At 42.1% G+C, this 15,671-nt stretch carries 8 protein-coding genes; all 8 read left to right on the top strand.

The genetic code is table 11. The annotated features are described in order from the left end of the window. The first annotated feature begins 5 nt into the window (after positions 1-5). Entirely contained in the window at positions 6-1,250 is a 1,245-nt protein-coding gene (locus QVH07_RS01660) for a murein hydrolase activator EnvC family protein (protein WP_289998387.1), read from the top strand. 107 nt (positions 1,251-1,357) lie between these two features. Next, positions 1,358-1,564: a Sec-independent protein translocase subunit TatA/TatB gene (locus QVH07_RS01665; RefSeq protein ID WP_289998388.1), complete on the top strand. Its 207-nt coding sequence runs from the start codon at positions 1,358-1,360 to the stop codon at positions 1,562-1,564. A gap of 6 nt (positions 1,565-1,570) precedes the next feature. Beyond that, positions 1,571-3,007: an Asp-tRNA(Asn)/Glu-tRNA(Gln) amidotransferase subunit GatA gene (gatA, locus tag QVH07_RS01670; RefSeq protein ID WP_289998389.1), complete on the top strand. Its 1,437-nt coding sequence runs from the start codon at positions 1,571-1,573 to the stop codon at positions 3,005-3,007. 8 nt (positions 3,008-3,015) lie between these two features. Next, the gene (locus QVH07_RS01675; RefSeq protein ID WP_289998390.1) at positions 3,016-4,401 is read left to right on the top strand and encodes a LysM peptidoglycan-binding domain-containing protein; all 1,386 of its coding nucleotides are present in this window, start codon (positions 3,016-3,018) and stop codon (positions 4,399-4,401) included. Positions 4,402-4,499: 98 nt separating this feature from the next. After that, the gene (locus QVH07_RS01680; protein ID WP_289998391.1) at positions 4,500-5,594 is read left to right on the top strand and encodes a DUF4837 family protein; all 1,095 of its coding nucleotides are present in this window, start codon (positions 4,500-4,502) and stop codon (positions 5,592-5,594) included. 18 nt (positions 5,595-5,612) lie between these two features. Further along, on the top strand, positions 5,613-7,883 hold the full coding sequence (locus tag QVH07_RS01685; RefSeq protein ID WP_289998392.1) for an NADP-dependent malic enzyme: 2,271 nt from the start codon (positions 5,613-5,615) through the stop codon (positions 7,881-7,883). Next, the gene (gene ruvA / locus QVH07_RS01690; RefSeq protein ID WP_289998393.1) at positions 7,880-8,476 is read left to right on the top strand and encodes a Holliday junction branch migration protein RuvA; all 597 of its coding nucleotides are present in this window, start codon (positions 7,880-7,882) and stop codon (positions 8,474-8,476) included. Before QVH07_RS01685 ends, ruvA begins: the two co-directional genes overlap by 4 nt. Before the next feature lie 93 nt (positions 8,477-8,569). Beyond that, positions 8,570-15,619, top strand: coding sequence for a T9SS outer membrane translocon Sov/SprA (gene sov, locus QVH07_RS01695; protein ID WP_289998394.1), 7,050 nt, complete (start codon positions 8,570-8,572; stop codon positions 15,617-15,619). Positions 15,620-15,671 lie beyond the last annotated feature (52 nt).

The raw sequence follows: 15,671 nt of genomic DNA on the forward strand, positions 1-15,671 counted from the left end.
TGCTGATGAGAAGGTTTTTTTCCGGTATTTTAATAATCATCTTTTCGGGCTTGATTTGGATAGCACCAACTCAAGCTCAGACGAAGAAAACCCGGGCCCAGCTGGAAAGTGAAAAGCGGGAAGTACAGGAGAGACTGAAGGAATTCGATAAAATTCTCAAAAGAACTACGGCCACCAAAAATGCAACTATAGGTGAGCTGAATGCTATTACCCGGCAGTTCCAGGCACAAAATAAACTGGTGAATACTCTGGATAGGGAAGTAAAGCTAATCGATCAGGAAATCGAGGAAACCGAGTCTAAAATCAAACAAAACGAGCAAGAGCTCAAGGAACTTAAGGAAGAATACGCCCGAATGATTTACAATGCCTCCAAAATGAACCGTGGGCTTTCCATCGTGGCTTTTGTATTCAGTTCCTCAAATTTCAACCAGCTCTACATGAGGCTGAGGTATCTGAAACAGTACACCGATAGCCGAAAACAACAAGCGGTTCAAATCGAAAAGCTCACGGCGGAACTGGCTGAGCAACGAGTTATTCTGGATGGCAAGAAAGATGAAAAGGTGGCAGTTTTGGCGGAAGCCGAAAAAGAACGTGCCAAGCTTCAGGCTATGAGGCAAGAGCGACAAGGGGTAGTAAACACGCTTACTTCGAAAGAAAGACAGGTGCAAAGGCAGATTGCTGAAACCAGAAAACAACAGGCACAATTAAATCAAATGATTAAGGATGTGATTGCCGAGGAAATCAGATTAGCAGAAGCAGCCGCTGCCAAAGAAAACCCTACAGTCAAAAAAAGTACTGGCTCTTCCATGCCTTTAACTCCTGAAGCCGCAGCTCTTTCCAGTTCTTTTGCAGGAAATAAAGGGAAATTACCCTGGCCGGTAGAGACTGGTTTTGTCTCGCAACAGTATGGAACTCATGCCCATCCTACCCTAAAGGGAATTACGATAGAAAATGACGGTTTGGACATCCGAACCGAGCAAGGTTCACCCGTTCGGAGCGTATTTGATGGAACGGTCACCAAAATCACCAATATGCCTGGGTTCGGTGGAACCATCATCATCAAACATGGAGAATATTATACCATGTATAGCAAGCTGAAAACGATCAGTGTGAAGACCGGGCAAAAGGTAGTCGCAAAGGATATCATTGGTGAAGTGGCCACCCAAGCTGATGGACAAGCTGAAGTTCATTTTCAGACCTGGAAAGGTTTGACAAAAATGAATCCTGCCACTTGGATCGCACCTAAATAGTACAAATTTCGTATATTCATAAAAAAGATAGGCCGGCAGGCCAGAACTCTTTGGGCGAAGTGAGTTACTATTCTATCTTTGCTCTACATTTATAAAAAATGAACATCATGAACACGCTAGCGTTTTTCCAAAATATGAGTCCAGGCTCGATCATTCTTATTGCACTGATCATCCTGCTTTTATTTGGTGCCAAAAGAATTCCAGACCTGGCAAGAGGCTTAGGTAAGGGGATCAGAGAATTTAAGGATGCCACTAAGGATATCCAGAACGACTTAGAAGAGGGAATTAAGGATAAGGACCAAAAGAAAGCTTAACCTTAATTGGAAACGCACGACACATTTGAAACCATAGCGCAATCACTCAAAAACAAGGAGATCGATTGTCGCTCAATTGTCGGCAAATATTTAAAAGAAATTGAAACGAAGGCGAATTTAAACGCCTTCGTTGAAGTATATAAGGACTATGCTTTGGCTAGAGCCAAAGAGATAGATCAAAAACTCTCAGAGGGAAAAGCAGGGAAACTGGCCGGAATGGTCATAGGCATTAAAGATGTTCTCTGCTTCAAAGACCACCAAGTCAATGCCTCATCCAAAATTCTGGAGGGGTTCCAATCTCAATTTTCCTGTACCGCCGTAGAAAGACTCATCCAGGAGGACGCCATTATCATTGGGCGTTTGAATTGCGATGAATTCGGAATGGGTAGTTCCAATGAAAATTCGGTTCATGGCCCTGTATTAAATGCTAGGGACCACGAACGAGTTCCAGGTGGATCTTCCGGGGGCTCGGCCGTTGCTGTACAAGCAGGGCTATGTATGGCTTCTTTAGGAACTGACACGGGTGGGTCGGTAAGGCAGCCAGCAGCTTTCACGGGTGTGGTTGGAATGAAACCAACCTATTCTAGAATTTCCAGGTGGGGATTAATTGCCTATGCATCCTCCTTTGACACGATAGGAATTTTCAGCAGGAATATAAGTGATAATGCATTGATAATGGAAGTCATTGCAGGAGAGGATGAGAAAGATAGTACTGTAAGTCAAACCCCAGTCCCGAAATACAGCCAAGAGCTCAACCTAACAAGGAAAGTAAAAGTTGCTTGCCTAAGGGAAACTTTGGATTCTGAAGCTCTTTCAGAGGAAATTAGAGCTAAAACTGAGGAAGTAATTCAAAACCTGAAAAGGGAGGGTCACACGGTAGAATTAACCGACTTCCCTTTACTTAAGTATGTATTGCCCACTTATTATATATTGACCACGGCAGAAGCAAGTGCCAACCTTTCCAGGTTTGATGGAGTAAAATATGGATATAGAACTCCAAATGCTCATAACTTCGAGAGTATGTACAAATTAACAAGGGCAGAAGGTTTTGGTGAAGAAGTAAAGAGAAGAATTATGTTGGGAACATTCGTTCTCAGCGCTAGTTATCATGATGCATATTTCACTAAAGCACAGAAAGTCAGACGCTTGATTAAAGAGCAGACCGAGGAGCTTTTCGGAAAATATGATTATATCATTATGCCGACCACGCCAACTACTGCGTTTAAGTTTGGGGAGCATAGTGGTGATCCTGTGGCTATGTACCTGGAGGATTTGTACACCGTACAGGCTTCGGTATCTGGAACTCCCGCGATTTCGATTCCAAATGGTGAAGATTCTAATGGAATGCCGATTGGGCTACAGATTATTTCGAATTCGTTCAAAGAAGCTGAGCTCTATGCCTTCAGTGATTATTTAATGAAATTAACTGCTCAAGAAAAATGAAGATGATAATGAGAAGAAAGACGGTAGCTGCATTCATTATTGTGTTATGTCCAGTCATTTTTACATTTTCCCAAACAGTAGAAAACAAATTTGAAAACCCGGATCAAGAAATAGATCCTGAAGAAGAGCTACTTACAGCAAATTATCACTACGAATTTATCCCCGACTTCACCTATGACATGGTCAAAGAAAGAATCAACGCAATGGATTCTGAAATGGGGTTTGAATTGAATGAAAGAATTTTCGCTTTCATTCATTATTTCGCGGTTAGAAATCGGGATTACACCAAAATGGTTTTGGAAAGGAAAGATCTCTTCTTTCCGATGTTTGATTCCATCATGCAGAAGCATGATATGCCAATAGAGATCAAATACCTATCTATAATCGAATCAGGCCTTGATCCACAAATTAGATCTCGCGTAGGTGCTATGGGGCTTTGGCAGTTTATGCCTGCTACGGGCCGCATGTATGGAATGGGCTACAATAGAGATATAGATGATCGAATGGACCCTGTAAAGGCTACAGAGTCTGCGGCTAAATATTTGAAGTCTCTTTACCGAATGTTTGGCGACTGGGAAGTTGCCATGGCTGCATATAATTGTGGGCCAGGAAATGTTAGAAAGGCCATACGAAGGTCAGGAGGCAAAAAGACCTTTTGGGAAATTTATCGCTGGCTTCCGAGAGAAACCAGAGGATATGTGCCTCAGTTTCAGGCCATGTTATACCTCTTGAATCATTTGGATGAGCATAATCTTCACCTCGAGGATCCAACATATGCTGTGGCCTCCAGAGAAGTTCGATTGAACAAAGCTTTTAATCTGGAAAAACTGGCTGAACTTACTGAGCTTTGCGTAGCAGATCTTGAAGCCCTTAACCCATCCATTAAGAGTCGCTTCGTTCCTGAGACCAATAAAACAATGGCCATAAGAATTCCTGAAGCCCGAATGGCCTATTTAGAAGAGAATTTTTCATGGATTGGAGATTCCCTAGCAAATAAGCCTACTAACCTGATCGCTTCAGCCTCCCTTTGGAACGAGGAAAATCCAGGAATGCCAAACCGGGAACCACTCACCTATCGGGTGAGATCAGGAGATGTTTTGGGGTCAATTGCAAGAAGGCATGGGGTGACTGTTTCGGAAATCAAATATTGGAATAACCTCTCTTCAAACCTTATCCGCGTTGGCCAAAAATTATACATAGAAACTGACTCACCACCGAATCGAACAGTAGCTACTACGGATAACAATGGAAACAAAACCTACATTGTGCAGCCTGGTGACTCACTTTGGATTATTTCCAGAAGACATTCTAGCTTGAGTGTAGAAGATATCAAGCGTATCAACAATCTCAGCTCGAATAGTATCAAACCTGGCCAAAAACTTGTGATCGGATAATTCACAACTTGAATTTCGATTTTCAAATTCTTTAACCTTTGCCAAAGATGGCAAACGGTATTTTCCGTTAATTTAGAGCAAAATTAAAAAGGCTTATCATGAGACTGTTAAGAAATATTATTCCTTCACTACTGCTAATTGCATTTCTTTTTTCCTGCGATTCAGCTGATCGTCCGGATAGCACAAAACCAAGGGCAAGAGGGCAAATCGGGGAAATTATGCTGGCGATAGATTCTGCTAAATGGGCAGGCCCCGTTGGAGATCAACTCAGGGAAATTTTCTTACAAGACATTCCCGGCATGATTCGCTCTGAAACTATGTTCAATGTACATAGAGTGGATCCCAGAGCCATGAATCGCATGCTAAAAATGTCCACCAACATTATTTATGTGACAACTTTTGATGACAAGAGTGGCGCCTCACAGGCGGTAAATGCACAATTCACTAAGGAATCCAAAGAAAGAGCTGCTTCAGACCCAGGCCTTTACTCCCTGAGAATAGAGGACGAATATGCAATTGGTCAGGATGTATTGTACTTATTTGGCAACAATGAAGAAGAGCTAATTGCGAATCTAGAAAAGAATAAGGCAAAAATTCAAAACCTCTTTGAAGTCAGAGCAAGAGGACGTCTTGAAAAAGCCATTTTATCCAGAAAAAACTCAGCTGCTGCAGTGGCAGCTCGTGATAATCTAGGGATAGCAATTGAAGTACCCGCATCCTATCAAATTGCCAAATCAGAAGAGGATTTCCTTTGGCTAAGACAGCCTACTCCTAGTGCCAATCGACCGGATATAAGTTTATTTTTCTATTCTGCCCCTTATGTGAGCGAAGAGCAGACTTTCCCTGAAAACATCCTGAAACTCAGAGATTCTATCGCAGGGAAACACATCTTTGGCGACCCGGAAGATCCAACATCATTTATGGTAACTGAAAAACAAATCGTCCCAGCGTTCAGAAACATGGTGATAAATGATAATTTTACTGTCGAATTAAGAGCGCCTTGGAAAACGAATAATCTAAGCATGGGGGGGTCCTATTTAGGATATTTCATGGTGGATGAAGAAAAGGGACGACTCTATTACATGGAGGGATTTGTGTACTACCCTAATGAAGTACACAGAGATGCTCTTCGTGAAATAGAGACTATCTTGCTTAAAACCGACATTAGCTATTCGGAAGACCAAGGGGCTTAAACCCAATTTAGACCTTTTATGGCCCTTAAAATTCGTAAATCGGATGCCTTGAATTACCATACTCAAGGCACTCCAGGTAAGATCCAGGTTGTTCCTACCAAACCTCTTTCTAGTCAAATGGACCTTGCTTTGGCGTACTCTCCTGGAGTAGCGGAGCCTTGTAAGGAAATAGAAGCTGACGAAGAAAATGTTTATAAATACACCGCCAAAGGAAATCTGGTCGGAGTAATTAGTAATGGTACTGCAGTCCTCGGATTGGGGGATATTGGTGCCAGCGCTTCAAAACCCGTGATGGAAGGTAAAGGGGTACTTTTCAAGAAATTTGCTGGTATTGATGTTTTCGACATTGAGATCAATGAAAAGGATCCAAAAAAGCTTATCCAAACCATCAAATCTTTAGAGCCGACCTTCGGCGGGATAAACCTTGAGGACATTAAAGCTCCCGAGTGTTTCGAAATCGAAACCACCCTTAAAAAGGAAATGAATATCCCGATCATGCATGATGATCAGCATGGGACTGCAATCATTTCTGGAGCAGCTTTGATTAATGCACTTGAGGTAGTCGATAAAAAAATCGAGGAGATCAAACTTGTTGTGAATGGTGCTGGAGCTTCCGCTGTCTCTTGTACTCGTTTTTATATGTCCCTCGGGGTGAAGCGGGAAAATATCGTCATGTGCGATAAAGAAGGTGTGATCAGAAAGGATCGGGAAAATCTTGATGCGATTAAAGGAGAATTTGCCAGTGATCGTGACATCAGGACTCTTTCAGAGGCACTTACGGATGCAGATGTTTTCCTAGGGCTTTCAGCCGGAAATGTAGTTTCTCCGGATCAATTGAAACTGATGGCTAAAGATCCGATCGTTTTTGCTTTAGCAAATCCAGATCCTGAAATCGCTTATGATCTGGCGATCAAAACGCGTAAGGACATCATCATGGCTACCGGACGATCAGATCATCCTAACCAGGTAAACAATGTCCTGGGTTTTCCTTACATATTCCGTGGAGCGCTTGATGTCAGAGCCACTGGAATTAATGAAGAAATGAAATTGGCTGCGGCCAAAGCAATAGCTAAACTCGCCAAAGAACCCGTTCCTGATATGGTGAATAAAGCCTATGGTTCGGATAATCTCGGATTCGGAAGATGGTATTTAATCCCAAAGCCGTTAGATCCAAGACTAATCACGACCATCGCTCCTGCCGTAGCCAAAGCAGCTATGGACTCGGGCGTAGCTAAAACAGCAATCGAAGACTGGGATGCATATGAGGTAGAACTTCAGGAAAGAATCGGTATTGACCAACGATTAATGTCTGTGGTTATAGCCAGAGCGAAGAAGGATCCCAAGAAAGTGGTATTTGCGGAAGCAGATAATCCAAAAATTCTCAAATCGGCTCAAATCATTCGGGATGAAGGAATCGGAAGTCCAATTCTTTTAGGAAACCGAAAGAAGATACTTGCATTAATTGAAGAGAATTCACTTGAGTTAGATCATGCCACCATCATCGATCCACTTGAGGAAACTAAGATGGTTCACAAATTCGGTGAAATCCTGTATCAGAAACGTCACAGAAAGGGTATGACTTCTATCGAGGCTCATCGACTCGTGACCCAAAGAAACTACTTTGGTGCAATGATGGTAGAAACTGGACAGGCAGATGCATTTATTTCAGGTTTGACTCGAGACTATCCAAAGACGATTTTGCCTTCGCTTCATACTATCGGAGTGAATCCAGGGCTGAATCGTGTGGCAGGTATGTACATAATGAATACTCCAAGGGGTCCTTATTTCTTTGCTGATACTACAGTAAACCAAAACCCGACTGCAGAGGCTTTAGTAGACATTATAGGTCAAACAGCGGATGCAGTGAGGTTCTTTAATGTAGAACCAAGAATTGCTGTCCTGTCCTATTCAAACTTTGGCTCTGCAAAAGGAGATGTTCCTAGTAAAACAGCATTGGCGACAAAGCTTGCTAAAGAAAAATACCCTGATTTGATTATAGAGGGTGAAATGCAGGCCAACATAGCAATCAATGAAGAGATTCAGCGGGAAATTTATCCATTTACGAGCTTGAATAAGAAGCGAGCAAACACTCTTATTTTCCCAAATCTTAGCTCTGGAAATATTGCTTACAAGTTACTTTCCGAACTTGGAGGTTCAGAAGCCATCGGTCCGGTCTTGCTAGGAATGAACAAACCTGTTCATATTCTTCAACTGGGCAGTTCAATTCGCGAAATCGTGAATATGGTAGCCATCGCTGTAGTAGACGCACAAACCAAAGGAAAGGGATGATTGCGTATCTGGAAGGAAAACTAGCGTTCAAAGATCCTACATACGTCATCATTGATGTAAGTGGAGTGGGGTATTTAGTGAAGATTTCTCTCCAGACCTACAGTAAGATTAAGGATCAGGAATCAATTAAACTGCTCACTCACCTTCATATCAAAGAGGATTCTCATACCCTATTTGGTTTTAAAGAAGAAGGTGAGCGAGCTATGTTCTTGCTTTTGCTGAGCATTAATGGAGTGGGACCGAATACCGCACTGATGGTACTTTCTTCCCTGAGCACCGAGGAGATTGAACATGCGATTTTAGCTGGAGATGTGGGCCTAATTCAGAGAGTAAAAGGCATAGGAGCCAAGACTGCCCAGCGCATAATTTTAGAGCTGAAGGATAAAATCGGCAAATCTGATTCCGGTAATACTCAAATCTCGACAGGATTTTTAAATCCAAACAATAAAATACGCCAAGAAGCGTTACAAGCGTTAATTACGCTAGGTTTTCCAAAAGCTGCTGCGGAAAAAAATTTAGATAAGGTGCTTAAAAAAACCGATGGAGAAATTTCATTAGAAGATTTAATTAAAGCATCTTTAAAGACACCATAACTTAAAGTTGCATTGAACTTTTGGAAGTTACTGACTTTTAGAAGGAGGTGGTTTTTTAGTATCTGGCTCAAATGCTTCATCCTCTTTGGGCTCTTGCTAGCCTACAACACTTCCGAAGCTCAAGACACCCAGACTGATACCATTCCTTCCAAGCTTGACTCTCTCAATGAGAGGAGGTCTTCCCCTTCCTTTTTGTTATGGAATAGCCTTAAGACAAATCCACTTTTTCCATATCAAAATCCTTTTCTAAGGCCAAGGTCTCCTTTTCTACCAAGTCCACTTACCCAACAAAATATCAAGGTGGAGATCGACAGTACCCTTCGGTATCGGATTATTGATGAATATGATAGTAATCGGGTAGGAAATGAACAGGAGTACGATTTTGAGTTATTTTCGAAAACTCAGGAATACAAAGTCAGGCAAGATTACTGGAATACCAGAGCTCGAGGGGGAGACGGAGAAAGCGCAGTAGAAGGCCGTGGACTCATTCCTCCCCTTACGGTAAGTCCGTCTTTTGATAGAATTTTTGGAGGAAGTGAGATCAGCATCGTTCCCACCGGATATGTTAATCTCGACTTTGGAGCAATTTTCAGAAGAATTGACAACCCTACCCTGCCCATCCGTCAGCAGCAAAACGGAGGATTCAATTTTGATCAGCAAATACAAATGGCGGTGAATGGCTCCCTCGGAGAAAAGGTCAATATCGGAGCCAACTTCGATTCCAACAATTCATTTGATTTCCAAAATCAGCTCAAGCTTGAGTATGATGGTTTCGAAGAAGATATTCTCCAAAAGGTAGAAATAGGAAACGTGAGTATGCCTGTTCAAAACCGTTTGATTCAGGGAGCCCAAAATCTTTTCGGTGTAAAAACCCAGTTACAATTCGGTAAACTTAATGTAACTGCCGTAGCTTCTACCCAACGTGGTAGAAGGGACAATCTGGTGATTGATGCTAACGGACAAGGAAGAACCTTTGATATTCAGGCTTCGCAATATGATGAGAACAGACACTTTTTCCTTTCACATTTCTTCCGTGATAATTATGAACGTTGGCTGAGGGGATTACCCCAGGTTCTATCAGGTGTTAACGTCACGAGAATCGAAGTCTATATCATGAACCGGGCTTCGAATACGGAGACCCTTAGAAATTTTGCAGCCTTTCTCGATTTGGGCGAAGGCCGGGTAATCGCAAACCCATCGAACCCGAATATCGGTCCTGGAAACCCGAATTCCCCAGCCAGCAATGGTGCTAATTCCCTTTACGGAAATATTTCATCAAATCCTGCTTTCCGCCCTTTTGATACAGGATCAAGAGCAATGGAGTCTGCATTAGGAATTCGAAAAGGGGTGGATTTCGAACAAATCAATGGTGCCAGAAAGCTTCAGGAAACCGAGTATTTCTTTAATCCGCAACTTGGGTACTTATCACTATTCAGAAAGCTTCAAAATGATGAGGTTCTCGCCGTGTCCTACGAATACACCTACAACGGTCAGGTTTACAAGGTAGGTGAATTAACTGAAGATTATCAGGACCGAGCAGAAGATGAATTGATCTTTATGAAACTTCTCAGGCCTGCCCGGATAAATACCAGAATTCCAACTTGGGACCTGATGATGAAAAACGTCTACAACTTGAATTCCAGCCAGATTTTAAGGGAAGGTTTTCAGCTTCAAGTGATTTATCGAGACGATAGGACTGGTTTAGATAACCCATCTCTTCTTGAAGGTGAAAATGTAAAAGATGTTCCTCTAATTCGACTAACCGGGCTGGACAACTTGAACCCTCAGAATGACCCCGCGCCAGATGGGAACTTTGATTATGTGGAAGGTTTGACCATGATTTCGAATCGGGGTCTTTTGATTTTCCCTGTTTTGGAGCCTTTCGGCTCAAACTTAGCAAAAGAGTTTCTACCAAGTGAGGTGGTTTTGAAGGACAAGTTTGTTTATGACACACTTTATCAGACTACCCAAGCGGATGCGGAGTTAGTCACCAGACTAAATAAGTATTTTATCAAAGGTCGACTCACCTCAGGATCTGCGAGCGAAATCAAACTGCCTGGATTAAATATTTCTCCTGGGTCGGTAATCGTTCAGGCGGGTAATATTCCACTGACGGAAGGTGTGGACTATACCATAGATTACAACTCGGGGAGATTGGTCATTATTAATGATGCCATTCTCCAGTCTGGTAAACAGGTTTCAATCAGTTTTGAAAAGGCTGATCTGGTCAGTTTCCAAACCAGAAGTCTTTTAGGCACCAGACTAGATTATCTTGCCAGCGACAAACTAAATGTGGGAGGCACCTTTCTTTATTTGAATGAAAGGCCTAACGTAACTAGAATCGCCACAGGAAGCGAAACCCTGAGAAACAGTCTCTGGGGACTGGATGCGAATTATAATGACGAATCCAGATGGCTAACCAAACTAGCCGATGCTTTGCCTTTTACGGATACTAAAGAAACTTCCGTGGTTCAGGTCAGTGGGGAGTTTGCCCATCTTATCCCTGGAACTTCCAATAGTGTAGATGGAGATCCGGCATCCTATATTGATGATTTCGAAGCAGCTATTACTCCTTTTGGACTTGGAGGCGCCGCAAACCAAAACTGGAAACTAGGATCTACTCCAGCCACTCCTACCAATAAATTTGATAAAAGTAACCAGACTGAAGATAATCTTGGCTTTGCCTACAAGAGAGCACGAATAGCATGGTATAATATCGATATTATCTTTTACCTAGAGAGCGGTCCTGGAGTTCCTACAAACATAACCAGCGAAGACAGAAGAAATCACTACGTAAGACGGGTTATTCCTCAGGAAATATTTCCACAGCAGGACAGAGATGTGATCATTACCCCTGAACCACTCTTCGAACTTGCCTATTTCCCTTCTGAAAGGGGAATGTTCAATTACAATCCTGACTTAAATTTTAATGGTTTACTACAAGACCCAGAAAGTAATTACGGAGCGATTACCAGAGCAATCACCACTGAAGTTGACTTTGATCGAACAAACATTGAATACCTAGAATTTTGGCTGATGGATCCTTTCATAGAAGGAGAAAATGGTAGAGTTCTAGATGGAATTTTCAATGAGAACAACACTACCGGAGGTAAGATATTCTTTAATCTCGGGGACATCGCTGAAGATGTAATGAGAGATGGAAGTCATGCCTTCGAAAATGGTCTTCCCGCTGATGGTGATCCTTCAGAAACTTTGGAAAATGAATGGGGAAGAATTACGAGGGAACAATTTTTACTTCCCGCCTTTGATAATTCGGAGGAGTCTAGAGTAAATCAGGATGTAGGATTGGATGGTCTTAGAAATGATTTAGAGGCAGATTATTTCCGACAGAGATATCTCGATAGGATTAATGTATCTCAGGATGCATTGAATAATATCCTTCAAGATGTTTCAGCAGATAGATTTGAATATTATCTCAATGAAGAGTTTGACAATCAAGACCTAAAAATCCTAGAACGGTACAAGAAATTCAATGGAATGGAGGGTAATACACCGGTTACTCAAAATGAAAACCTCCCTTATACTCCAACTGGTACCAACAAGCCGGACAACGAGGATCTCAATACAGACAACACCATCAACGAACTTGAGAATTACTACGAATATGAAATTGATATCAGGCCTGGAAATCTGGTGGTTGGCCAAAACTATATCGTCGACAAGACTACACACAATGAGAATGGGGATAACATAGACTGGTACTTATTCAGAATCCCTGTCAGACAGCCGGACCGTGTTCAGGGTGACATCACTGGTTTCAAATCCATCCGTTGGATTCGAACTTACCTGACCGACTTTGAGCAGCCCGTTGTACTTAGAATGGCAAACTTCCGGATGATTGGAAGCCAGTGGAGAGTTTTCCAGGAGTCTCTTTTCGAAAAAGGCTTCTTCGAAATTCCTGAACCGGATAATTCAAATGTGACTGTGGATGTGGTTTCTATTGAGGAAAACAGTCAAGGAAGTGATACCGAAAGCCCTTATGTGTTACCTCCAGGAATTAACAGAGATCGAGACAATACTTCCACCGTAGAAAGAAGGCTGAATGAACAGTCCCTGAGAGTTTGTGTAGAAGATCTCGGAGCGAGGGATGCAAGAGCCGTATTTAGAAATATCAGTCAGGATATTGTTCAGTTCGAGAGAATCAAGATGTTCCTGCATGCTGATAGTGAAGATGCCATTGACGGAGAAATCACCGCTTTCTTAAGGATGGGGACAGATTACACGGATAACTACTACGAGATCGAAGTTCCCTTAACCATCACTCCTAGAGGAACCAGGGACCCACGAGCCATCTGGCCTTTAGAAAACGAGATTGATATTGCCATTCAGGAAATAGTAGGTGTGAAAGTAGAAAGAGACAATAACCAAGTCCCTCAAAACCTACCTTTCTCTCAACAAATACGACAATACAATGTGACAGTGGTAGGACGTCCTGAACTCAGCCAGATTCAAGGAATGATGATTGGGGTCCGAAATCCAGGCACAGGAATAGGTGGCAGCCGAAGTATTTGTATTTGGGCAAATGAACTGCGAGTAACCGGATTTACCAAATCCAATGGCTGGGCAGCCAATGCTTTTGTGAATGCTAAAATCGCAGATGTGGCCGTGGTTTCTGCTTCGGTCCGACATAACTCCATTGGTTTTGGAGGGCTAGAAACCCGACTATCTCAGAGATCAAGAGAAGCGATCACCCAATATGACATTTCCACAAATGTGGATGTGGATAGGCTTTTGCCTGAGGCACTCGGAATCAGTATTCCGATGTATTTCAGTGTGGCAAACTCAACAACAAGGCCTGAATATGATCCGCTTAACCCCGATGTACCTTTTGAAGTTGCCTTGGGCAAATTTGAAACCGATGCAGATCGGGACGCTTATCGTCAGTTGGCTTTGGATCAGACCAATAGAAAAAATATCAGCTTTGCAAACGTCCGTAAAATCAAAACCAACCCTGAGGCAAAGAGCCATTTTTATGATTTAAGCAATTTCTCCTTTAGTTATTCGTATGGTGTAGTAAAACAGACCAATGCCCAAATTCAAGATTACACTTTCAAGACTTATAATGGGAATATCACCTACAATTATCCTCTGAAACCTCTGGTAATTGAGCCTTTCAAAAACAGTAATTGGTTCAGTTCCCCTAATCTTAGATTCCTCAAAGAATTCAATCTGAATCTCGCGCCTACTAATGTATTGGCTAGACTGGATATAGATAGAAGGTTACTGAGATCTCAATACAGAAATGATCAATTAAGTACATCTGGTGTAGATCCGCTTTTCCAGAAGAGCTTTTTTATGAATCGTTTTTATAGCCTTAACTGGGATTTGAGCCGGTCCTTACGAGTAGATTATACTGGTACTGTGATGGCTGTAGTGGATGAACCCCAAGGCGATCTAGATACAGAGGCTAAACAAGATTCAGTTAGGAATAATGCGTGGAATTTTGGACGAAGAACTAATTACAACCATAGAGTTTCTATCAATTATAAATTACCATTTGATAAATCCAATGTAACTGACTGGATTTCTGCTGATTACAGATATAACACTACTTACACCTGGTTAACTGGCGCCATAGGTCAAAGAGATACACTGGGTAACTCTATTCAGAACACTCGAGAGCAAAGCCTGATTGGTAAGATTGATTTCATGAAGCTCTACAACAAGAATAAAAAGCTGGCCGCCTTAAATGCACCAAAACGACCGGGCATACCCGGAAGATCTACGGTTTCGGCGGAAGACACTATTGGCACACCTTTTAGTAACAAGCTCTTGAAATTCCTTATGATGGTAAAGGATCTAAATTTCAATTACGGGGTGATTGAGGGAACATTCTTGCCTGGATACATGCCTAATACAGGGTTATTAGGTATGGACCGGGCATTCCAAAACCCCGGGTTAGCCTTTCTTTTTGGTAGTCAGGACCCATCTATTAGAAACCGCTTGGCAAGAGATGGGCTGATAGCCCCGAGTTCTGAATTGACACAGCCTTTCACCCAAAATAGAGGAGTTAATTTGGGACTGACGAGTATTGTAGAACCCTTCCAGGATTTCAGAATTACCTTAAATGCAGATAAACGCGAAACTGGAGATTACAGGGAAATTTTCCGAAATTCCATGGATAATCCCGGTGAATATGTTTCTATAAGTCCGAATAGAATATCCTCCTATTCGATCACTACAATCATGATCGGAACAACATTCTCCGGTATTGACGAAGAAAATAACTCACCCCTCTTTGATCAATTTGAAGTGAACAGAGCCATTATTAAAGGTAGACTGGATGCCGAAGTGAGTGGTGGTGAGTATGGAATCAATGGACAGGATGTACTTATTCCATCCTTCCTAGCAGCATATCGAGGGCAGGATGCGGAAGAGGTGAACTTAAACCCCTTCCCGAAAACTCCTTTGCCAAACTGGCGAATTGACTACAGAGGTCTATCCAGATTAAAAGGTTTGAGTGATATTTTCACCAGCATAAATATTCAGCACGGCTACACATCCTCCTATAATGCGAGTAACTTCAGCAATTCTCTTCAATATCAGCGGGGTCTTGAGTTATTCAATTCATTGCAGAATATCCCTTTACCGAATGAAGTCAATGAGACGGGCCAGTTCATTCCGGTGTATGTATTAAATGACGTGGTTTTGTCCGAACGGTTTTCTCCACTTATTGGTATTGATGTCTTAACCAAGGATAGACTGAACGTGGCAGTATTGTACAATCGTGAGAGAAACCTTGGAATGAACTTCTCAAATTCGCAGATCACAGAGCAAAAAAGCTCCGATTTTGGTATCAACATTGGATATACCAAAGCAGGCGTTCGGGTACCGTTTAAGATTCGTGGACAGCAGGCCATCTTAAAAAATGATCTTACGCTAAGGATGGATGCCAAAGTTGTGAATACCACTCAAATTCAGAGGAAAATAGATGAGGGTAGTACAATTACAAATGGCAACTTGAACATCCAAATACGGCCTACTGCCACTTACATTGTTAATCAAAACCTAAGTGTGACATTATATTTTGATCGAACCATCAATGACCCAAAGGTAACTACTGCCTTCCGTCGCTCCTCTACGGCCTTTGGTGGACAAGTTAGATTTAATTTATCCCAATAGATTTCATCCTATTTTTAATCCTTATATTTTTGAACCGTTTTAAAAATTGAAA

The organism is Algoriphagus sediminis, from assembly GCF_030403435.1.
Lineage (GTDB): Bacteria > Bacteroidota > Bacteroidia > Cytophagales > Cyclobacteriaceae > Algoriphagus > Algoriphagus sediminis.